The sequence below is a fragment of the Marispirochaeta aestuarii genome, assembly GCF_002087085.1.
GTDB classification, from domain to species: Bacteria; Spirochaetota; Spirochaetia; order JC444; family Marispirochaetaceae; genus Marispirochaeta; species Marispirochaeta aestuarii.
On the sequence record NZ_MWQY01000002.1, the window covers coordinates 238,518 to 259,266 of the forward strand.

The following is a 20,749-nucleotide window of genomic DNA, read 5'->3' on the forward strand; positions in this document are numbered from 1 at the left end:
GCTGAAACAAATTCAGCAGCAACTGCAGTGACAATAAAAAAGCATTCCTTCGGTGAGCCAGTGCGGTTCTTATAACCTGACTCTAATTATAAACCCGGCGTATCCTTCTGTAAAGTGCTTAATGAGAACATTATTCAATAGATATGCTTCTGTTTCTCCCCGTTCGTTTGGCCTCGTAGAGGGCGGCATCGGCACGCCGGAGCAGGGTCTCCTCCGTATCTTCTTCCCTGCAGACGGTGACACCGAGGCTCATGGTCACATTCTGTTCGATCTCGAAATCCGCTTCCTCTATAATATTCCTGATCCGTTCTGCAAAGCTTAGGGCATCCTCCAGACCGGTATGGGGACAGAGCAGGGCAAACTCCTCTCCCCCCCAGCGAAAGAGCTGGTCCGTATCCCGCAGGCTTTCATGGATGATATGGACAAACTTTTTCAGCACCACATCACCCCGGTAATGTCCGTAGGTATCGTTTATCTGTTTGAAATGATCGATATCGCAGAGAATAAAGGCCAGGGGCAGTCGATACCGCTGAGAACGATTCAACTCTTTTTTGTACTCCTCTTCAAATTTCAGCCTGTTGGCGGCACCGGTCAGGGGATCGGTGTTCGAAATCTTACGGATCTTCCGTTCCATTTCAACCCGCTCCTGAACATCCCGTCCGCTGGCATAGAAGAGCTTTTTTACCGGATCATAGAGTATCCGCCAGGAGACCCAGTTATATTCGCCGTCGGCTTTCCGTATCCTCAAATCCACCTGGGGCAGGATCTTTTCCCGTATCAGTTTTTCCTGGGTTTCAAAGAAACTGTCCGTGTCATCCTCATGGATCTGCTCCTGGATCAAACGTCCTTCCAGGTTTTCGGGATTAATGCCGAGAAGATTCTGCCAGGCGCTGTTCGCCTGTCTGATGACTCCGGACTCAGTTATGATGCAGAATAGATCGATATTTACATTGAAGAATATCTCCTTCTCGTTCTGAAGCTCCTTCTCCCGGGTCACGTCGTACTGTACTGCCGCAAAGTAGAGTATTCTGTCTTTGGCATCGCAGATGGGCGTAATAAACTGAAGGGCTGTATATTCGGAACCGTCCTTCCGTCGGTTAATTATCTCTTCCTTCCAGGAGACCTTTGCAAGCAGCCTGCTCCACAGCCGCTCGTAGTAGTCTCCGGACATCCTGCCGGATTTGAGGATGGAACTCTTTTTTCCCAGGGCCTCTTTTTCTGAATAACCGCTCACCTCGGTAAAGGCTTCATTTACATAGAGAATCACACCCTCGGGATCAGTCACATAAAGTGGAGAATCCAGCTGATGAACAATCTGCTTAAAAAAACTTTTCTTCATTTGTACCTCTAAGGATATCATACTCCAGGCAATCGGGAAATCTCAAATATTGATTCCCGGACCTGATTTCGAAGGCGCTGCCGGCCTCAGAATATCGATTTTTCCGTCTTTACCCCGCGCCGTTTTCACAGTAGCATAGCCGGATGAAGGATCAGATTGAACGCAAACGCCTTGCCATACTCCATGTCCTGATCGAAAACAAGCGTCCCGTTTCGAGCAAGGAGATCGCCGCCGAGCTGGCGGAACAGGGTTATACTATAACCGAGAGGACCGTACGTTTCCACCTGCAGGCCATGGACGATGAGGGCTTAACCCACTATATAGGAAAAAAAGGACGGGTTCTGACGGACCTGGGCAGGGAGGAGCTTTCCCGGGCTCGGGCTCATGAAAAGGTGGGCTTTCTTTCCTCCAGAATCTCCCAGATGACCTATTCCATGAACTTCGATTACCACAGCTGCACCGGGAAGGTGGTTGTCAACGTGAGTTACATCTCCCGGGATTACGCGGCAAGAAGCGCGGAACTCATGAGCAGGGTCTTTCAGGCAGGCTACGCCATGGGCACAAAGCTCTGCCTTTTCGACGAGGGAGAAGAACCGGGAGAACTCAGGATTCCCCGGGGCTACGTAGGCATAGGAACCATCTGCTCCATCAGCCTTAACGGCGTTCTCCTCAGGGAAGGGATTCCTGTCACCTCCCTCTTCGGAGGACTCCTGGAACTTCGCAATCATCGGCCCAGCCGTTTTGTGGAGATTATCAATTACGACGGAACAACCATCGATCCCCTGGAGATATTCATTAAGAGCGGCATGACAGATTACCTGGGTGCCACCTCATCAGGTACCGGTCTTATCGGCGCCAGTTTCCGGGAGATACCGGCGGAGGCCCGGGAAAAAACCCTGGAGATCGATGCCGCTCTGGATGCCCTGGGCATGAGGGGTTTCTACATGGTGGGACAACCGGGACAGACGCTGCTGGATATTCCCGTGGGCTACGGCAATGTAGGGGCGGTAATAATCGGCGGACTGAATCCCGTGGCAATCCTTGAAGAAAGCGGAATTCCCGTCCAGTCCAAGGCCCTGTCGTCCCTGGTGGATTATGACGTCCTTTTCGACTACCGGGAACTGCCTGAACGGATGAAGAAAACAGTAAAATTTTGACGGCAACGCGTTGCCATCATCTTGATGCACTCCACAATATTCTCTATACTTTTTTCAAGGTCCTGGTCTTTTTTTTCACACCTCATTTGCATAAGCAGAAGATCATGGGACCCAATCAAATTCTGAAGATATAATAAGGAGTCATGCATGGCAAATGCGTATATTCAGGATGTTCTGGCCCAGGTAAAGGCCAGGAACAGTCATGAGCCTGAATTCCTCCAGGCCGTCGAAGAGGTTCTGGAAACCCTTGAACCGGTTATCAACGAAATGCCCGAACTGCAGGAGAACGCTATTCTGGAACGAATGGTGGAACCGGAGCGGGTTATACTGTTCCGCATTCCCTGGGTAAACGATGCCGGCAAGGTCGTCGTAAACCGGGGCTATCGGGTCCAGTTCAACAGCGCCCTGGGACCCTACAAGGGGGGGATGCGTTTTCACCCCTCGGTAAACCTCTCCATTCTGAAATTCCTCGGCTTCGAACAGGTCCTGAAAAACTGCCTTACAACCCTTCCCATGGGAGGCGGCAAGGGGGGCTCCGATTTTGATCCCCACGGAAAGTCCGACGGCGAGGTAATGCGCTTCTGCCAGAGTCTGATGACCGAGCTCTATCGTCATATCGGTACCGCTACCGACGTTCCCGCCGGAGACATCGGCGTCGGTGCCAGGGAAATCGGCTTCATGTACGGCCAGTACAAGAGGATCGCCAACGAGTCTTCGGGAATCCTGACCGGAAAGGGCCTTTCCTACGGAGGATCCCTGATTCGCCCCGAGGCAACCGGTTACGGAGCGGTCTATTTCGCCGAGAACATGCTGGCCACCAGGGACGAAGATTTCCGAGGCAAGGTCTGTGCGGTATCCGGATCCGGAAACGTTGCCCAGTACTGTACAGAAAAACTGAATGAGCTGGGAGCCAGGGTCGTTACCCTCTCGGACTCCAACGGTTTTATCTATGACGCGGACGGTATCGATGCGGAAAAACTGGCCTACGTCATGGAACTCAAGAACGTGAAACGCGGAAGAATCAGCGAATACGTCAAAAAGTATCCCAAGGCGACCTATACCGCGGATCAGCGCCCCTGGAGCGTCAAGGTCGACTGCGCCTTCCCCTGTGCGACCCAGAACGAGATCTCCGGCAAGGAGGCCCAGACCCTGGTGAATAACGGCTGCCGTGTGGTTTCCGAAGGCGCCAACATGCCCTCCACCCCTGAAGCCATCGAGGTGTTCGTAAGCAACAAGGTGCTCTACGCCCCCGGAAAGGCCGCCAACGCCGGCGGTGTTGCCGTCTCGGGCCTGGAAATGACCCAGAACGCCATGCGCCTCAGCTGGTCACGGGAAGAGGTCGATGCACGGCTGAAGGAGATCATGAAGAACATTCACGACAACTCCTGGAACGCCGCAAAACAGTTCGGCAATGAAGGCAACTACGTAATGGGTGCCAACATCGCCGCCTTTCTGAAGGTGGCCAATGCCATGGTCGCCCACGGGGTTGTATAAGTATAATGACTGACTCTCTCACGACCCGCTCTTCGGAGCGGGTTTTTTGTTTCTTCCCTTGCGGGAAGCCCAGGGAATTCCCTACAATGGTTCCGGTATGTCCATAGATCATGCAAACCTCTCCACCGGCATCGGGGGACTGGACAAGATAATCCGGGGCCTCCTGCCGGGGGACAACATCGTTTTTCAGGTGCCCAGCATCGGCGACTATCTGCGTTTTGTCAGACCCTATGCCGAATTTGCCTCCGACCGGGACCAGAAGCTGGTATATTTTCGCTTTGCCTCCCACGCACCCCTGCTGGATGCCGGAGAATACCCGGGGATTCAGATCAATACCCCGGACCCGGCGGAGGGCTTCGAGCCCTTTATTTCCAGCATTCATTCCGCCATAAAGAAAAACGGACGAGGGGGCTATTATGTTTTCGATTCCCTCTCGGAGCTGACGGATAAGTGGTACTCCGACCGCATGCTGGGGAACTTTTTCATGCTTACCTGCCCCTACCTGCTGGACATGGAGGCCCTGGCCTATTTCGGAATTCTCCGCCAGGAACACTCCCACAACGCCCTGCATCCCATCCACAATACGGCCCAGGTTATCCTGGACGTCTACAACAGCGAGGGACAGCTCTACATTCACCCCTTGAAGGTACAGCAGCGCTACTCTTCAACCATGCATATGCTGCACCGTGAAGAAGAAGGGAACTACCTGCCGGTAACCAACAGCGCGCTGAACTCGCGGATACTCTCCTTTTCTCCCTTCCAGAGCGAGTCCGGCTCCTACGAAGACAAGGACATGTGGAACCGCAACTTCACCCAGGCCCATCAGGCCCTGCTCCATCCCACCCCGGATGCCCGCCGGCAGGAAGCTTTTCACACCGATCGTCTTCTAAAAATGGCGGTAACCCGGGATGAACGCTTTTTACCCCTGGCCCGGCAATACTTCTCCCTGAAGGACCTGCTTACCATCGGAAGAAGGATTATCGGCACCGGCCTTATCGGCGGAAAGTCCACGGGCATGCTCCTTGCCCGGGCCATGCTGCAGAAGAAAGACCCTGCCTTGAGCCGCTGCCTGGAGGTCCATGACTCATTCTACGTGGGATCCGATGTATTCTATACCTACATGGTGATCAACGGCTGCTGGTGGATACGGCACCAGCAGAAGGAGATCGACACCTTCCTTTCGGTGGCGGAATACGCCCGGAGGGTTATCCTGACCGGCCAGTTTCCCGAGGATATAATCCGCAAATTCTCGGACATGCTGGACTACTTCGGGCAGTCTCCCATCATTGTAAGATCCTCCAGCCTGCTGGAAGACAATTTCGGCAACGCCTTCTCGGGCAAATACGAAAGCATCTTCTGTCCGAACCAGGGCTCCCGGGAAAAACGGCTGGAAAACCTGCTCACCGCCATAAAGACAATCTATGCAAGTACTTTAAGCGAAAAGGCCCTGCAGTACCGGGCACACCTGGGAATTCTGGACAAGGATGAACAGATGCCCCTGCTTATCCAGCGGGTATCCGGGGACCTTCATAAAAACTTCTTTTTCCCCGCCGTGGCCGGAGTGGGATACTCCTATAATCCCTACGTCTGGGACAGGGAGATCGATCCTGAGTCCGGGGTCATCCGGATTGTCTACGGCATGGGTACCCGGGCCGTAGACCGTTCCGACGAGGACTACACCCGGGTGGTTGCCCTGAATGCGCCGGAAAAACGGCCGGAAACCGGAATGGATGAAATCCGACGCTATTCCCAGAGACGGGTTGACCTGCTGGACCTGGAGGCCAACCAGCTGGTGGCGGCGGAGTATCAGGATATGGAGGAAGCCGTCTCCCCCAACGAGAAGAGCCTTCTTACCAGTCTTGAACGGGAGACCCAATCCCGATATATCTCCTTTACCGGACTTTTCCGGAATACCCCCTTTATTAATGACATGCGGAAGATCCTCAAAACCCTGGAGGAGGCCTATACTTACCCTGTGGATGTGGAGTTTACCCTGAACTTTACCGCCCCCGGAGAATACCGCATCAATATTGTCCAGTGCCGTCCCTTCGAGGTCCGGCGCAACATCGAAGTGGACCTGGATTTTTCCCGGGCAGAGGCGGAGAAGGTACTTATGGCCTCTCCCTCCGGGACAGTAATCGGGCGCAACCGGGAGATCCGTCCCCAGCGAATCATTTATGTTTCCGGAGAAAAATACGGCCCCCTGACGGTATCCAAGAAACACTCCACCGCCCGGACAATCGGCAGGGTAATGAAGAACTCCGACCCCTCCATAAAAACCATTCTCATCGGCCCCGGCCGCTGGGGAACCACCACGGTCTTTCTGGGGATTCCGGTCTCCTTCTCCGAAATAAGCCGGGCAGCCTGCATATGCGAGGTCGTGGACATGGGGGAAAACCTGATTCCGGATGTCTCCCTGGGGACCCACTTCTTTAACGACCTTGTGGAGCTGGACATACTCTACCTTGCCCTGTATCCACGTAAGGAGGGAACCATCTTTCAGCCGGAACTCCTCCTTGAACGCCCGAATCAGCTGCTCTCCATTATCGATGACGAGGAGTCCAGGGATCTTGAGGATGTGGTACACGTGGTGGATACGGACCCCGAAAAGAGCCTTTTGGCGGCGGACCTTATAAATCAGCACTATCTGCTTTCCCTGGAATAGCTTTCAAAGCCCGGGAGAATGATCTATACTTTTTTCCATGAGCAAGCAGGAATCAAAAACACGCTGTATCGGTATCCTTACCTCCGGCGGGGACTGCCCGGGTCTTAATGCGGCCATCCGCGGAGTGGCCAAGGCTGCCATTAACCGCTACGGAATGAAGGTAATCGGGTTCCAGGACGGCTTCCGGGGCCTTGTGGAAAACCGAAGCATTATTCTTGACGACCGCAACGTCTCCGGGCTCCTGACCATGGGCGGAACGATTCTCGGCACCAGCCGGGACAAACCCCACAAGATGCCCATCGGGGGTAAAAAGCAGGATATGACCGCCGCGGCGGTGGAGAACATCAAGCGTCACCAGATTGACTGCCTCGTATGCCTGGGGGGCGGGGGCACCCAGAAGAACGCCTATCACCTCCACAAAAAGGGGGGAATTAATGTACTGACCCTGCCCAAGACCATCGACAACGATGTAGCCCGGACGGACACCACCTTCGGTTTCGATACCGCCATGTCCATTGCAACCGAAGCCATCGACCGCCTTCATACCACCGCAACCAGCCATCACCGCATCATTGTCTGCGAGATCATGGGTAACAACGCCGGCTGGCTGGCCCTGGGATCGGGAATCGCCGGCGGAGCGGACGTAATTCTTATTCCCGAAATTCCCTACAACCTGCATGCCGTAGCCGAGCACCTGATGGAACGCCGCCGCACGGGCAAGCGTTTCTCCATCATCGCCATTGCCGAAGGGGCCAAATCCGTGGAGGAAGCGCAGGCCATCGCTGAAGGAAAGACCAGGAAGACCTCTCCCAGACGAGAGGAGGTTAAATTCGACGAGCACGGTTTTGCCTATCATCCGGTAAAAGAGCCCAAGGCCTCCCAGCTGACCCGGCAGATCCAGGAACTGACGGGGATCGAGGCCCGGGTGACCTTTCTTGGTCACGTTCAGCGGGGCGGAATTCCATCCCCCACGGACAGGCTCTACAGCACCCTCCTGGGAACCAAGGCCGCGGAACTGCTGGCCCGGGGGGAATACAACGTTATGGTTGCCATAAAGGGAAGAAGCTGCCAGGCGGTTCCGCTGAAAAGTGTGGCGGGAAAAAAGAAGCTCGTGCCCCTGGACCACCCCTGGATCCAGAGCGCCATGCTCGTGGGCACCTGCCTTGGGGACCGCAGCATAATCGCGGAACCGCAGAGGGAAGAGGAAGAATAAAGAGGAATAAGAGTTGAGTTATCTGTGCGGATCCGCCAGTATCCGCAGCTCCCCCTCCCCCGGAGGCAGATCGATCAGATACCTGTCCACTACTTTCCCCTCCGCCTGACGGGTAAAGGCCAGAGGCCTCCCCGTCTCCGTCTCATCCACCCGTTTTATCCGGAAGTTTTGTCCGATTTCCACCACCAGGGTCAGCCTCTGGTTGTAAATTCCGGGATCCAGGGCCGAGGAATAGTCGACGGAAATCACCCGCCCTGCCCTGGCTGTTTCCAGGACCAGGGCATCCCGCTGCATAACATAGCGGGCCGCCTCGCCGAAGGGGGCGAACCAGATATCCTGCTCTTTAAGGCTGTCCAGAATCCGGCGGAAGACCTCCAGGCTGAGGGCCTCCCATCCCAGGGCGGAGGAATCGATGGTGCCGTCGTCAACGCCGTGGAAATTCGGTATCAGCCATCCTCCCCTGGAATAGACCTCTTCCAGAATGGGACGCAGCTCCGCCTCACCGTCGGAGGAGAGAATCCCCCTGGCCCCGATCCGGTAAATGTTCTCCGGGCTCCCCCCGTTGACTCCGCCGTAAAACCAGTCCTCCGGTCCCGCTTTGACTCCCCCGGCTCTGGCGGCGATGTACAGTTTTTCTGCCAGGGCAACCGCTTCCTCGGAACTGCGCCAGTAGGGCCAGCCGAGACTGACGGCGGGAACCCAGGGCAGCTCATCCATCAGTCTCTCCCGGGACCGGGACAGTTCCTCTGCCGCCTCTGCGGGATTTGCGGCAAGATCGATGTGGTGAACCGTGTGGCTCGCGACTTCGTGCCCCCGCCATGCCAGGTCCCGGGCCTGTTCCCAGCTGAATAGCCGCCGCAGGAAGGGGCCGTCCTGCCAGGCTCCCCGGTCCACAAAACCCGTTACAACGAAAAAGGTTCCCCGGATGCCCCGTTTATCCAGTTCCGGTGCCGCCACGGCATACTGGTCCAGGGTACCGTCGTCAAAGGTAAGGGAACAGGCGGCGGCATGATCCTTGTACCATCTTGCGGGATAGATTCGAAGAGGTGTCGGCTCCTCCTCTGCCCTGGTGCCGGCTCCGGAAATCCCGGCACAGGAGAACAGGAGGATGCAGCAGATCAGTGCAAGGATTCCTTTAAGGCAGGAAATAATCCTCCGGAGCCTGATCCAGGTCCCAGAATTTAATCTGATAATACTCATGGTCGTATTCCTCTATCATTTGAACAGCAAACAGCGAAGCGTCTGCCTGGGTAGCATGGGATTCCAGGGCCTGTCGCTGAATATCGGTGACCCCGGCCCGGGGAAAGGCTGCTGCATCGGGATAGAACTCTTTCTGCCGCGGGTCGACACTCACAAGATGGGCCAGCGGAAACGCAAGCTTTTCCTGCCGCAGTCTGGAGACTGCCTCCGCCACTACCAGTCCCACTGCTTCATGCTCAAAGTGCTCCCGGGCCGGGGAAGGTCCATCCGGCGATACCACAACAGCAGGTTCGAATCTGCGGATAAGCGTCTCGATCTGACTGACCAGGCTCTCCTCTCCCCCCCAGATCATCATTACCTCCCGGGGACTCATCTCCTGGCTGATACTGTTGTAGGGATGGTTCTTCAACCCCAGGCGCAGATACCAGTCGTTTCCGAGAAGGCCGAGAGCCCGCTGTACCTCCGCGAGCCGCAGGGTGGAAAGATCCCCCCGGGGTCCGGCGTATCCTTCCTGAAAAATCCCGGATTCCCCGTCGGTAAAGAGAACAAGGGCCGTATCAAGGTCCTTAAGGTCACAGTGGGCCATGAGGGCGCCAAAGTCGATGGACTCATCGTCCGGATGGGCATGGATAAAGAGTATATCCGCCCTTTCTCCCGGCTCCTTACCGGACAAGGAACTGAGGTCGTCAGTTTCCGGCAGCAGAGCGGCGGTTTCCACACCGGGCTGCGTCCCTGTTTCCCGGGGAACATGAAAATTGGCAAAAAATGCAGAAAGCCCGACGCTTATTCCAAGAACGAGAACGACAACTGCGGCAGCGGGCTTCCAGGGGAATCCCGGCCCCGACAGGACCTCCTGATGCTCTTCGAAAAAGCCCGTAAAGCTGATCTTCAGCTTTCCATAGCGGAGAAAGGAGCCCTGACTCAGTCTGCCTGAACGTCCTTCGACACCGGCAATCAGAATCCTCCTGCGGGAACTGACCCGGAGGCTTCCGCCTTCGGGGGCGAAGCAGAGTTCATCGGAGTACCGGGGACCTTTCCCCGGAACAGCGATAAAATGGCGCAGATCAATGTCGCTTTCATGGGAAAAACCGCAGCAGAATCTCTCGACAGGCAGATCGACTACATGCCAGACGCCATCGGGAGCATCCAGCCGTATACGAAGGTACCGACGCATTATGGCTGAGGATCTCGTTGTGAACAGTTTCGGCAGCTGCATATACGAAAAATGCCGGGACCTTACGACCCCGGCACTGTAACTATTCTTGGGAACAGTACAGAATTACATGCCGAAACTGGCAGCCATTCCGTTGGTTCGAAGGGCTATCCATTCGCCCTTCATGGGTTTGCCGTCTCCGATGTCAAAATAGACATAGTATCCGGGATACAGGTCACTGTAGATTCTCACCCGGCCGGTTAAACCGTTTACAACGATCCGCACAGGTACCTCGGTATCAAGGTTTTCCGCATTCAGCAGATAGGCGTATTTATTCAGATCGATGCTCTTGACCAGGTCCATTCTGGTATGGCTGACACTGTGATACACCTGAGCGCTTAAACCTTTGGGTATATTGTCAGAAACAGGATCCGCATCATAGTTCAGCCATAACAGATAGGATTTTCCGCTTCCCCAGGATTTGCGGGGATGAACAGAATCGGCAAAAACGTGTATGCCGAATCCACCGTGCAGGTCCTCTCCGCCTCCCTCGTAACGAACATTGAAAGCGTAAACCATCGGCCCGGCCTGGGGGATTCTGATGTTTGCCTTCGCCAGTGGTTCATCCTCATCCATCTGGTAAAGACGGTCCCCCAAAAGCTTCCAATCTCCCTGGGCAAACTGATGTTCCGGCATGGGAAAATCCAGACCGAACATCGGGATCAGCAGTCCCAGGATTGCGAAAAGGGTTATAACCTTCTTCATAATGCTTCACCTTCCTCTCTATGTATTGAAGTATATTAATCAGACTTCTTCTATGGTAGGTCACTCCCCGGATGTCGTCAAGTTTTTTTTCCGCAAGTTCTTTCCATAAGAGGCGGAGATTCCCGCACAACTTGCCTCGAGGTACTCCCCTCCACTACTTTATACGTATAGAGAAAGATACTACACGCAAGGAGCGCGCTGATGAAACAGACAATTTCCTGTGAGTGGAAGGGAGAGATGGCCTTTGAAAGCAGATTGGGAAATCACACGGTCCGTATGGACGCCGATGCCGAATCGGGAGGCAGCGACAGCGGGGTACGTCCCAAACCGCTTCTCCTGACAGCCCTGGCAGGCTGTTCCGGTATGGATGTGGCCGCCATGCTGTCGAAGATGAGACAGCCTTTAAGCTTCTTTAACATGCAAGTCGATGCTGAGACCAGTGAAGAACATCCCAAAACCTATACCCGTATTGAGCTGGTCTATCAATTCAAAAAATCCGACGGGCTGGACGAGAGCAAGGTGGAAAAGGCGGTAAAACTGTCCCAGGAAAAATACTGCGGTGTTTCGGCGATGCTGAAGGAAGCATCCGACCTGTCCTTCAGGATTGAGTACCTGGACTAAACCCGGGTAAAAAACGTACAGCCGTCCCCGATCAGGGGGACGGCTGCTTACGATACCGCTGAGCTTCTTTCAGGCGCCTGCCATCATGGCTTCCACATCGGCGGAAACCTCTCCAACGGGTTTTATGTCGAAGTTCTCCACCAGTACTTTGGCAACTCCGGGCGAAAGAAAGGCCGGGAGGGTCGGTCCGAGACGGATTCCCTTGACTCCGAGATGAAGCAGGGCCAGCAGAACCGCCACCGCCTTCTGTTCATACCAGGCCAGGTCGAAGGAGATGGGCAGCTTGTTGATATCGTCGAGGCCGAAGACCTCCTTCAGTTTCAGGGCTATTACGGCCAGGCTGTAGGAATCGTTGCACTGTCCGGCATCCAGCACCCGGGGAATACCGCCGATATCGCCAAGGTTCAGCTTGTTGTAGCGGTACTTGGCGCATCCGGCGGTCAGTATAACCGCGTCCTGGGGCAGGGCTTCAGCCACTTCGGTAAAGTAGCTCCGTTTCGGCTGACGGCCGTCACACCCAGCCATTACCACGAACCTCTTGATGGCGCCGCTCTTGACGGCTTCCACAACCTTATCCGCCAGGGCGATAACCTGCTTATGGGCAAAACCGCCGACGATTTCGCCTGTCTCGATCTCCGTGGGGGGATCACATTTCTTTGCAAGGGCTATGACCTCGCTGAAATCCTTCCGGGCTCTCCCTTCGGGTTCGGGCAGATGCTTTACTCCGGGGTACCCGGTTACACCGGTGGTAAAGATTCTATCCCTGTAGGCCTCCTTTACCGGTGTAATACAGTTGGTGGTCATGACGATGGGTCCGTTGAAGCTGGCGAACTCCTTGTCCTGCTTCCACCAGGAGCCTCCGTAGTTCCCCACAAAATGGGAATACTTCTTGAAGGCAGGATAATAGTTGGCCGGGAGCATTTCGGAATGGGTATAGACATCCACACCGGTGCCCTCGGTCTGCTTTAAAAGATCATCCATGTCCCTGAGGTCGTGTCCGGAGATAAGGATTCCAGGATTTTCCCCCACCCCGATGTTTACCTTTGTAATCTCCGGGGAACCGTAGGTTTCGGTGTTGGCCTTGTCCAGCAGGGCCATGGCGCTTACAGCGGTTTCTCCGGTCTTGAGGACGAGCTGGACCAGGTCATCGGCGCTCTTCTCTTCGAGACAGGCGTCCAGGGCTTCAAGTAAAAACCTGTAAATAGACGGATCCTCGAAGCCCAGACGTCCGGCGTGTTCGGTATAGGCGGCAATTCCCTTGCAGCCGTAGATGGTCAGCTCCTTGAGGGAGCGCACATCCTCGTTCTCCTCCGCGAGCACTCCCACCTGGGCGGCCTTGGCGGTCCACTGGTTTTCCGGAAGCGACCAGGTCGCTGCGTCTCCTTTAGAGGTCCCGCCGTTCTTTTTGACCAGCCGGTCCCGGAGGGAGAGGGTGTTTCTGATAGAACCCTTTAGTTTTTCATCGTCAAAGTTGGCATTGGTGATGGTTGAAAAAAGCCCCAGGACGACCTGCCAGCCGGCACTCCTTATGCTCTCTTCATCTCCGGCCTCCATGGCGACCGCGGAAAGCCCTTTCAGGCTGTAGATCAGAAGATCCTGAACACCCGCGGTGTGGTCCTCCTTGCCGCAGACCCCTTTTACCGTGCATCCGGTATTCTTTGCTGCTTCCTGACACTGAAAACAGAACATTCCCATAGCTTTCTCCTTAATCAAATAATCTCTTCCCGGGGGACTGCAATCCCCCGGTTTTCTAATTCCTTTGCCAGTATGCGCTTGATGCAGGAGAGTTTCTGTAATATATGTTACCGTATGGCTGAAATTCCCGAAAGAGCATATCAGGACCTGGCGGCGTCATCCCTGTTTACCGGCTTCAGCGTAAAGGAGATCCGCAGTCTCTGCCTGGATGCCCGCTGTATTTTTACCGCCTATCACAAGGACGCCCTGGTTGCCTTCCGCGGCGACAGCTACGAGCGGCTCCTTCTTCTTACCCGGGGCACCCTTATTGCGGAAATTATCGATGAGAAAGGAACCAGTCTGAAAATGGAGAACCTCGTGGGACCGACCCCCGTTGCCACGGCGGTCCTGTTCTCCAGCGAGGCGGTCCTGCCGGTGCAGCTCCGGGCGGAAACAGACGCCGAGGTCGTAACAGTCTCCCGCCAGGGGGTGCTGGATATCTGCCGTCGGGATGAGCGCTTTCTGCGTAACTACCTGAAGGATGCGGGGGACAAGATCAGTTTTCTCGCGGAAAAGATACGGCTGCTGCGTTTTACGACCATACGGCAGAAGATAGCAGGTTACTTCCTCGACCTCTCCAACCGGCAGGGATCGGACCATCTGCAGCTGCCCTACAGCCTGGAGAGCCTGGCGGACGTATTCGGAGTCACAAGGCCGGCCCTTTCACGCTGTCTGTCACAGATGGTGGACCAGAACATCCTTAGCCGGGACGGACGGGATTACAGTATCGTCTCCCCTAGAGACCTGAAGGAGCTGCTGGAGGAGTGATCAGTCGGATTTCTCTTCCCTCATACGGTATCCGATCCCCCTGACGGTCTCGATAAAGGCCCCGGACTCCTTCAGCTTTTTCCGGATATTCAGGATCTGAACATCCACGGAACGCTCGGTCACCGGATAATCATCACCCTTTATATTCGATATTATCTGGTTCCGGGAGTATACCCAGCCGGGATTTCCCGCCAGAAAGAGCAGAATCTGGTATTCCGTCAGGCTCAGGTCAACAACTTCTCCGCCCCGTTCCACAAGATGGCGCCGGGGATCGATGCTTATATCATGGATTGTAACTTTCCCGCCTGCTGCAGTCCCGGTATCACTGCCTGTGCGCCTGCGCAGGAGGGTCCGCACCCGGGCCACCAGCACCCTGGGACTGAAGGGTTTTGTCAGGTAGTCGTCGGCGCCGATTTCCAGGCCCAGAACGACATCGGAATCCTCATTCCTGGCCGTGACCATCAGAACAGGCAGGTCCCGTGTGGCCTCCTGCATACGCAGGTGCCTGCAAATATCGATACCGTTGGCTCCGGGAAGCATAAGATCCAGGATCAGCAGGTCGGGTATCCATCGTGCGACCTCTTTGATTACCTCGTTTCCCCGAAAAACACCATGAACCTGGAATCCTTCCTTTTCCAGATTAAACCGGATAAGTTCGAAAATCGGCTGTTCATCCTCGACAACAAGGATTTTAGCTTTTTCCATCCATTCCCCCCTGGCCCTTCAGGGATGGTACCACAGTTCCGGGGCCGGGAAAAGCTGCCAAAAACCCTGCCGGGGATTGATTTCTGCCTCAACGGGGCGTACACTGAAGATAGTAAAGACTATTGTTAAGAGAGGACTCCATGACAGAAACCGCTCAGAATTACAGAAAACGTATAGAGGCGCTCCCCGCTCATGACCGGAATGCCATAGATATAGCCGCAAAGCAGCTGGAAATGCTGCATGCCTCATTTTATACCGGAACAATGGACCTCGACCTGAAACGAATGACAAAGGATGATGTGCTGAAAACCATAGACAGCCTGGAATCCATGGATGTGGATGCGATGCGTTCTTCCTGGATGTTCGAGCCTCCCTTTGACAGCCAGGACCCCGAAGGATGGCTCAAGCAGGCTAAACTGATCAGGATTACCTACCTCGTTGAGCAGTTCGAGCTGGTCTCCCGTCTCAGGGACGACGATCCCGAAGCCTGGGACGAGATCAATGAACTCTACTTTGACGATTGACAGGGTATATCCCGGAAAAGCCTCTTTTTAAAAACCCATGAATGGCTCATACTGCCCTTGAGAATGAAAAACCCGATCATTCTGCTTTTCCCGCTTTTTCTACCGCTGTTTCTTCTGCCCTTGAAACTCCGGGCTGATGAACCGTCGTGGAAAGTCGGGCTGATCGGAGAATACGGTTTCGGCGAAAGCTCCTATGAGCTCCGGGTGGACGACGGGACCGAGTCGGTGCGGAGCCTCCTGGTTTTTCCCCTGGATACCCTCTACCTTGGACTGGAGGCGGAGCATGAGAATACATCCGGATCACGGCGGTATGCAGTAAAACTCCTTACCAACGTCGCAGCTCCGGGAGACAGAATGACCGATGAGGACTGGCTTGATTTACTCGATCCTGCTGAACCTGAATTCATCTTCACCGAGTCCAATCTGGATTACCGCTCCCTGGACCTGGCTCTTGAGGGGATCTGGGAAATCGGGGATTACCGGTTTTTCCGGCTCTTTTTCGGGGCCGGCTACCGTTTTCTGTGGATACATCAGCTGATTACCGATTATCAGGGATTTCGTCTGCATGATGACGATGAAAACGGCAGCATAGACAGGAAAGAGATAATCCCCTACACCGACAAAGATGCCATCGACTACAGCATTATTTACCACATAATCGATGCAGGGCTCCACGGAGAGACGGATCTCGGCAGACACTCCCGCGTCGCGATCTCCGCAGCCCCGTCCCTGGGAATGGCCTTCGACCGGGACGATCATCTTCTCAGGAGCAAGCTCTCCACAGGCCGGGGATTCGGCTACGGCTTCGTGCTCCGCGGGAATATTGAGTTCCGCAGGCCCGGGACGGGACGGACCGTTACTCCCTATCTGAGGATCTACGGCTCCTACAGGTGGTTCTTCTCTCCCGGGGTACAGCGGCAGTACTGGTACGACGATGCGGACAAACCCGAAGGAACGGAATACGACGGTCTGGTGCATGATATGGAGCTCATCGATCCCCGCATGGGAATCAGCGCGGGACTGCGTTTTTAAGCCTTCTGTTCAGGCATGATCCTGTTGCGCCCCGCCTCTTTGGCACGGTAGAGGTTATCGTCTGCAACCTGCACCAGCTGTGAGGTGCTCTCCCCGTTCTGCAGAGAGTTCAACCCGCCGCTGATGGTAACTTTTACACCCTGCTTACCCCAGGTATGGGACTCAATCTTTGAACGGATACGCTCGGCAATCACGAGCCCGCCCTCGAGGGACGTATTGGGGAGAATAAGAATAAACTCCTCCCCGCCGTAGCGGCCCGGTACATCCCCTTCGCGGATACCGGAACGAATAATCTCCGCCACATCCACCAGAACCGTGTCTCCAAAGGGATGGCCATGGGTGTCATTCAGCTCTTTAAAATAGTCAAGGTCCAGCATGGCCACGGTAAGGGGATTATCGTAACGCCTGGCATTGGCCGCTTCGTGCTGGAGCCGATCCATGCAGTGGGAATGGTTATACAGGCCAGTCAGCCCGTCGGTTATGGCAAGCTGCTGCAGCAGGGCATTCTGCTTGCCGAGTTCATCCATATAATGGATTATCAAACGCCGGTTACGAACCAGTTCAATATGGTTACGCACCCGCACCAGGAGCTCTTCCGCGTTGAAGGGTTTCTGGATGTAGTCAGCAGCTCCCAGCTTGAAACCCTTGATAACATCTTCGGTTTCTGTCCGGGCGGAGAGGAATATAACCGGGATGTCCTTCATTTCAACGGATTCCTTCATAAGCCTGCAGGCTTCAAATCCGTCCATTTCCGGCATCATGACATCCATCAGGACAAGATCCGGCTTGACCCTGGGAATCATCTCCAGAGCCTTTTTTCCATTGGAGGCGGGGGCAATCTTGAAACCTTCTTCCTTGAGGAGCTTGCCCAGGAACTGGATATTAGCCGGGACATCATCCACAATCATGATGGCCATCTCTTCCTGTTCCTGAATGGGCGTGAGGGTTTCAATCACAGTGATTCCTCTGATTCGTTATTGTCGACGTCCAGAATACGCGGAAAATCCGCCATTGCCTTCTCTATCCCCTCGATATCAACCGCGGAAGCTGCCAGATGCAGCCCTATACCCCAGCGGCGAAGATCCTCGGCACCGCGTTCTCCCGCAGTTGCGGCAACTCGCATCGCGAAATCCTCCAGATCTTCAGTATAATATGAATCGGTCAGATTTCGCCACTCCTCAAGGAATAGTTCACGAAATTCCGCGTAAACTCCAGGCTCAGCGTGCAATTCTGCGGAAAGAGCTTCTTTTTTATAGGATCCTGCCCCTTTATCGTCTACAACAGGGCTCTGCTGCAGATCCAGAGGCAGATAGCGTTTCAGCAGGTCCATAAACACCCTGTGCCGCAGGGGTTTAACCAGGACCTCCCGTATGCCGGCTTCCACGGCACGGGCCCGGGTTTCGGGAATAATGGATGCGGTGAGTCCGATAATGGGCACCTCGTCTCCCAGCACCTCCTTTAGATCCTCCGCGATTTTCATACCGCTTTTTCCCGTCAGCCCCAGAGAGACGATAAGCAAATCCGGTCTCTCTTCTCTGGCAAGATCGACTGCAGTACTGCTGTCGGTGGCACTGATGAGCCGAAGGTTCCTGGCCGCATCCAGGTACTTTTTCAGCAGCAGCAGATTATCCTCCACATCGTCAACCGCCAGGATCGTGGCATCCCTGAAGTACATATCCCGATGCTCTTCCCGGTACTGATCGTCCCCATCCGCGGCTTTTCCGTAAACCGGAACTTTCCGGAGTACAAGAGAGAACTCGCTCCCCGAACCTGTTTCACTCTTAAGAGAGATCCCCCCCCCCATTATCCGTGCAAGACGCTGGGAGATCGTGAGCCCCAGTCCGGTTCCTCCGTACTTGTTGGTATCCTGACTTCGGACCTGATGAAAGGCCTGGAAGATGGCCTCCTGCTCCTCCGCCGGAATTCCGGTGCCCGTATCCCTGACGGCGAACACGATGTCCGCAGTTTTCTTCCCGCTCTTCAGGAGGCGGGCATCCAGTTCCACCCTGCCTTTTTCGGTGAACTTTACGGAATTACCGACAAGATTAAACAGGATTTGACGGAGACGGATTCCGTCCAGGATAAGCCTGGGGGGAAAATCATCTTCAATGCTGAAACTGATGTCGAGCCCCTTCTTTTCGCTGCTGACGGAGAAGATATCCATAACCTCCCGCCCCAGTTCATGGATACTCACCGGGCCGGGATTGAGCTCCAGTTTTCCGGCATCGATCTTCGAAAGATCGAGGATGTCATTGATCAGGCCCAGCAACGCGGCACCGCTCTTTTGAATAATGGACAGATAGGAACGATGGTCCGGATCGCCGATCTCCCTGAGAAGGACCTCGGTAAAGCCGAGGATAGCGTTCATGGGGGTTCTGATTTCGTGACTCATGTTGGCGATAAAATGGCTTTTTGCCTGGTTCGCCTCCTCGGCCTGGTGCTTTGCATCCTTCAGACGAGCCTCGGCGAGCTTTCGCTGGGAGATATCCCTGATAATGATCTGCACAATCCCTGCCCGGGGATCCAGCAGGGAGGCGGATATCTCAGTGTCGATCTCCTCGCCCTGCTTGTTGAACAGTACCTGCTCCTTTCGCAGCTGAACCCCCTGCTGCAGCTTGCGGATCATCTGGTCGATGCTGCTCTTCCTGCGATAGAGAGCCAGGACATTGAGACTCTCCAGTTCCTCCTTCTGATACGCAAAGAGAGCCGCTGCGCTCTCGTTAACCTCCAGGATGTCTCCGGAGGCGTCGTGAATTACAATGGCGTCGTTGGAGTTCTGAAAAAGGGCCCGGTATTTTCGTTCACTGTTCTCGAGCCGGATATTCCGCTCCCGCTCTTCGGTAATGTCCTCGTAGAGACCCAGGACCGCGACAGCCTTTCCCGAAGCGTCGATAATCGGGATTTTGCTGGAACGTACATAATGGACAAGTCCCCCCGACCTGGGCATCGGTTCCTGGATATTCATCTTGGGGGTACGGGAACGAAGGATCTTCTCGTCATCCCGGTAGAAGAACTGGGCTACCTCCGCGGGAGAAAGCTGATCGTCAGTCTTTCCGATAATATCCTGCGGCGACTCATACCCGGTATCCTCGGCAAAGCGTTTGTTGCAGCCGAGATAGACCCCGGAGGAGTCTTTCCAGAAAACGCTCATGGGTATATTGTCCAAAATAAGGGAGAGCATCTGCCGGGACTGCTGCAGCTCCCGTGTCCGGGAATCGACCAGAGATTCCACCTCCGCCTCGCGGTTGATGCTGTTGAGTAGGTAAGAAAATGCCAGGAGGATAAAGATTATTCCAAAGGAAAGTACTATCTCCGGTAAATATAGACCGGCCCCGATAAGAATCCACCCGGCAGGCCCCTGATACCAGCTGTTCGCAGTTGCGGAAAGAACCTCGAATGCCACTGCAGTGAAGATTATTCCAAGAACCGTCAAAATAAAGACGGAACGATACCGTCCCCTCAGAACCCGGGTCAGGCGCCGTTCCCGCATATAATTGAGGGCCATAACAAAGCCGTACACAACAACTGCGACGGAAGACAGGAACAATACAATCGGGACCAGAGTTCTGACAATACCGCCCCTGTTGAAAATGCCTCCTTCGTTCAGCGAGCCCAGTAAAACGACCAGGACAGCACTGTTCAGCAGCATTCCCTGCTGACGCATACTGAAAAACAGGGGGCCGAGGAGAACCAGAAATATGGGCATATAAAGAAGAAAGGGATCAAGAAAATAACGGTGTAAGACACCGAAAGTCAGAACGGATACAAGAAAAAGAAGAAAGATAATCCGCTGGGTGACGGAATCAAGCTTTCCCGCAGACCGGGGATCAAAAAAAGAAAGCAGCCACGGGGTCATAACAAGGGCCGCACCAAAAATACTGATAAACCAGAGAATGAAATATCCGCCGGGATTGGCTCTGTTTCCAATTATGTAATATAAAACCATTTCCCCGGCTGACGCGGCAACCAGGGCAGCAACTGCAGATGCTGTTATTAATGGGAGAATATCCCTGCTTCTTCTGAGAGTGCTTCCATCGCCCAAAGACGGCCGCAACAGAAACCCGAAAACCCAGCTGGCTGCAGAGTAACCGATGGACATAATTACTGAAACCAGGAAAAAGGATATTGATGGAACACTGCGAGACCCTGCGGTATTGATTAAAAAAGGCAGAAATACCCCCAGGGTAATTCCCAGGTAACCATAGGTCCCGAACAGATATCCGGCAGCCAGGGCGACTCCTGCAGCGGGCCAATAGGTCGAAACCATGGCATCGCCGAGCTCGAAAAACCGGCCAATTACCATAAACAGGTAGTACGCAGCAGCTGTACCCAGGACCTGAAGCAGTTTTTTACCCTTCATACCTTACCATTTTAGATAT

Annotated in this window: 16 protein-coding genes; 8 read left to right on the plus strand and 8 right to left on the minus strand. The window is 54.5% G+C overall.

Going from position 1 to position 20,749, the window contains the following annotated elements; genetic code table 11:
- Window positions 1–130 precede the first annotated feature (130 nt).
- Window positions 131–1,339, minus strand: coding sequence for a sensor domain-containing diguanylate cyclase (locus tag B4O97_RS02600; protein WP_158084113.1), 1,209 nt, complete (start codon window positions 1,337–1,339; stop codon window positions 131–133).
- A gap of 143 nt (window positions 1,340–1,482) precedes the next feature.
- Between B4O97_RS02600 and B4O97_RS02605 the strand changes: the two genes are divergently transcribed.
- The 4 genes from B4O97_RS02605 (at window position 1,483) to B4O97_RS02620 (ending at window position 7,868) form a co-directional block, all read left to right on the plus strand.
- Window positions 1,483–2,496 carry a DUF128 domain-containing protein gene (locus B4O97_RS02605; RefSeq protein WP_083048033.1) on the plus strand — a complete coding sequence of 338 codons (1,014 nt, stop codon included), beginning with the start codon at window positions 1,483–1,485 and terminating at the stop codon, window positions 2,494–2,496.
- A 147-nt stretch (window positions 2,497–2,643) separates the two neighbouring features.
- Window positions 2,644–3,990, plus strand: coding sequence for an NADP-specific glutamate dehydrogenase (gene gdhA / locus B4O97_RS02610; protein ID WP_083048035.1), 1,347 nt, complete (start codon window positions 2,644–2,646; stop codon window positions 3,988–3,990).
- Window positions 3,991–4,036: 46 nt separating this feature from the next.
- On the plus strand, window positions 4,037–6,655 hold the full coding sequence (locus B4O97_RS02615; RefSeq protein ID WP_198947002.1) for a PEP/pyruvate-binding domain-containing protein: 2,619 nt from the start codon (window positions 4,037–4,039) through the stop codon (window positions 6,653–6,655).
- Window positions 6,656–6,692: 37 nt separating this feature from the next.
- Window positions 6,693–7,868: a 6-phosphofructokinase gene (locus tag B4O97_RS02620; protein WP_083048037.1), complete on the plus strand. Its 1,176-nt coding sequence runs from the start codon at window positions 6,693–6,695 to the stop codon at window positions 7,866–7,868.
- Between the two features lie 18 nt (window positions 7,869–7,886).
- Here the strand turns inward: B4O97_RS02620 and B4O97_RS02625 are convergent, their stop codons facing one another.
- The 3 genes from B4O97_RS02625 to B4O97_RS02635 all read right to left on the minus strand — a co-directional run bounded on the left by B4O97_RS02625 (window position 7,887) and on the right by B4O97_RS02635 (window position 10,986).
- Window positions 7,887–9,068: a polysaccharide deacetylase family protein gene (locus tag B4O97_RS02625; protein WP_083048039.1), complete on the minus strand. Its 1,182-nt coding sequence runs from the start codon at window positions 9,066–9,068 to the stop codon at window positions 7,887–7,889.
- Window positions 9,004–10,242: a PIG-L deacetylase family protein gene (locus B4O97_RS02630; RefSeq protein ID WP_158084114.1), complete on the minus strand. Its 1,239-nt coding sequence runs from the start codon at window positions 10,240–10,242 to the stop codon at window positions 9,004–9,006. Before B4O97_RS02630 ends, B4O97_RS02625 begins: the two co-directional genes overlap by 65 nt.
- A gap of 105 nt (window positions 10,243–10,347) precedes the next feature.
- Window positions 10,348–10,986, minus strand: coding sequence for a hypothetical protein (locus tag B4O97_RS02635; protein ID WP_083048043.1), 639 nt, complete (start codon window positions 10,984–10,986; stop codon window positions 10,348–10,350).
- A gap of 201 nt (window positions 10,987–11,187) precedes the next feature.
- Here B4O97_RS02635 and B4O97_RS02640 point away from each other — a divergent pair, with 201 nt between their 5' ends.
- A complete protein-coding gene (locus B4O97_RS02640) occupies window positions 11,188–11,607 on the plus strand; it encodes an OsmC family protein (protein WP_083048045.1) in 420 nt (139 codons plus the stop codon).
- Between the two features lie 69 nt (window positions 11,608–11,676).
- Here the strand turns inward: B4O97_RS02640 and hcp are convergent, their stop codons facing one another.
- Window positions 11,677–13,296, minus strand: coding sequence for a hydroxylamine reductase (gene hcp / locus B4O97_RS02645; protein ID WP_083048189.1), 1,620 nt, complete (start codon window positions 13,294–13,296; stop codon window positions 11,677–11,679).
- Window positions 13,297–13,416: 120 nt separating this feature from the next.
- On the opposite strand from hcp, the gene B4O97_RS02650 reads away from it, so the two are divergent.
- Window positions 13,417–14,109 carry a Crp/Fnr family transcriptional regulator gene (locus B4O97_RS02650; RefSeq protein WP_158084115.1) on the plus strand — a complete coding sequence of 231 codons (693 nt, stop codon included), beginning with the start codon at window positions 13,417–13,419 and terminating at the stop codon, window positions 14,107–14,109.
- Here the strand turns inward: B4O97_RS02650 and B4O97_RS02655 are convergent, their stop codons facing one another.
- The gene (locus B4O97_RS02655; protein WP_083048048.1) at window positions 14,110–14,814 is read right to left on the minus strand and encodes a response regulator; all 705 of its coding nucleotides are present in this window, start codon (window positions 14,812–14,814) and stop codon (window positions 14,110–14,112) included. It abuts the gene before it with no gap.
- A gap of 140 nt (window positions 14,815–14,954) precedes the next feature.
- Between B4O97_RS02655 and B4O97_RS02660 the strand changes: the two genes are divergently transcribed.
- Window positions 14,955–15,338 carry a hypothetical protein gene (locus B4O97_RS02660; RefSeq protein WP_083048050.1) on the plus strand — a complete coding sequence of 128 codons (384 nt, stop codon included), beginning with the start codon at window positions 14,955–14,957 and terminating at the stop codon, window positions 15,336–15,338.
- A 63-nt stretch (window positions 15,339–15,401) separates the two neighbouring features.
- Window positions 15,402–16,370, plus strand: a complete 969-nt coding sequence (locus B4O97_RS02665) for a hypothetical protein (RefSeq protein WP_083048052.1) — start codon at window positions 15,402–15,404, stop codon at window positions 16,368–16,370.
- Here B4O97_RS02665 and B4O97_RS02670 read toward each other — a convergent pair.
- Window positions 16,367–17,326 carry a diguanylate cyclase gene (locus tag B4O97_RS02670; protein ID WP_083048054.1) on the minus strand — a complete coding sequence of 320 codons (960 nt, stop codon included), beginning with the start codon at window positions 17,324–17,326 and terminating at the stop codon, window positions 16,367–16,369. The genes B4O97_RS02665 and B4O97_RS02670 overlap by 4 nt on opposite strands.
- Complete coding sequence (locus B4O97_RS02675) at window positions 17,323–20,730, minus strand: PAS domain S-box protein (RefSeq protein ID WP_083048056.1); 3,408 nt, start codon at window positions 20,728–20,730, stop codon at window positions 17,323–17,325. Before B4O97_RS02675 ends, B4O97_RS02670 begins: the two co-directional genes overlap by 4 nt.
- Window positions 20,731–20,749 lie beyond the last annotated feature (19 nt).

What these genes read in the sequence shown, in the direction of transcription:
- B4O97_RS02620 (WP_083048037.1), top strand. Translation starts at nt 6,693, where the DNA reads ATGAGCAAGCAGGAATCAAAAACACGCTGTATCGGTATCCTTACCTCC.
- B4O97_RS02625 (WP_083048039.1), bottom strand. Translation starts at nt 9,068, where the DNA reads ATGAGTATTATCAGATTAAATTCTGGGACCTGGATCAGGCTCCGGAGG.
- B4O97_RS02635 (WP_083048043.1), bottom strand. Translation starts at nt 10,986, where the DNA reads ATGAAGAAGGTTATAACCCTTTTCGCAATCCTGGGACTGCTGATCCCG.
- B4O97_RS02640 (WP_083048045.1), top strand. Translation starts at nt 11,188, where the DNA reads ATGAAACAGACAATTTCCTGTGAGTGGAAGGGAGAGATGGCCTTTGAA.
- B4O97_RS02600 (WP_158084113.1), bottom strand. Translation starts at nt 1,339, where the DNA reads ATGAAGAAAAGTTTTTTTAAGCAGATTGTTCATCAGCTGGATTCTCCA.
- B4O97_RS02605 (WP_083048033.1), top strand. Translation starts at nt 1,483, where the DNA reads ATGAAGGATCAGATTGAACGCAAACGCCTTGCCATACTCCATGTCCTG.
- B4O97_RS02675 (WP_083048056.1), bottom strand. Translation starts at nt 20,730, where the DNA reads ATGAAGGGTAAAAAACTGCTTCAGGTCCTGGGTACAGCTGCTGCGTAC.
- B4O97_RS02655 (WP_083048048.1), bottom strand. Translation starts at nt 14,814, where the DNA reads ATGGAAAAAGCTAAAATCCTTGTTGTCGAGGATGAACAGCCGATTTTC.
- B4O97_RS02665 (WP_083048052.1), top strand. Translation starts at nt 15,402, where the DNA reads ATGAAAAACCCGATCATTCTGCTTTTCCCGCTTTTTCTACCGCTGTTT.
- gdhA (WP_083048035.1), top strand. Translation starts at nt 2,644, where the DNA reads ATGGCAAATGCGTATATTCAGGATGTTCTGGCCCAGGTAAAGGCCAGG.
- hcp (WP_083048189.1), bottom strand. Translation starts at nt 13,296, where the DNA reads ATGTTCTGTTTTCAGTGTCAGGAAGCAGCAAAGAATACCGGATGCACG.
- B4O97_RS02660 (WP_083048050.1), top strand. Translation starts at nt 14,955, where the DNA reads ATGACAGAAACCGCTCAGAATTACAGAAAACGTATAGAGGCGCTCCCC.
- B4O97_RS02650 (WP_158084115.1), top strand. Translation starts at nt 13,417, where the DNA reads ATGGCTGAAATTCCCGAAAGAGCATATCAGGACCTGGCGGCGTCATCC.
- B4O97_RS02630 (WP_158084114.1), bottom strand. Translation starts at nt 10,242, where the DNA reads ATGCGTCGGTACCTTCGTATACGGCTGGATGCTCCCGATGGCGTCTGG.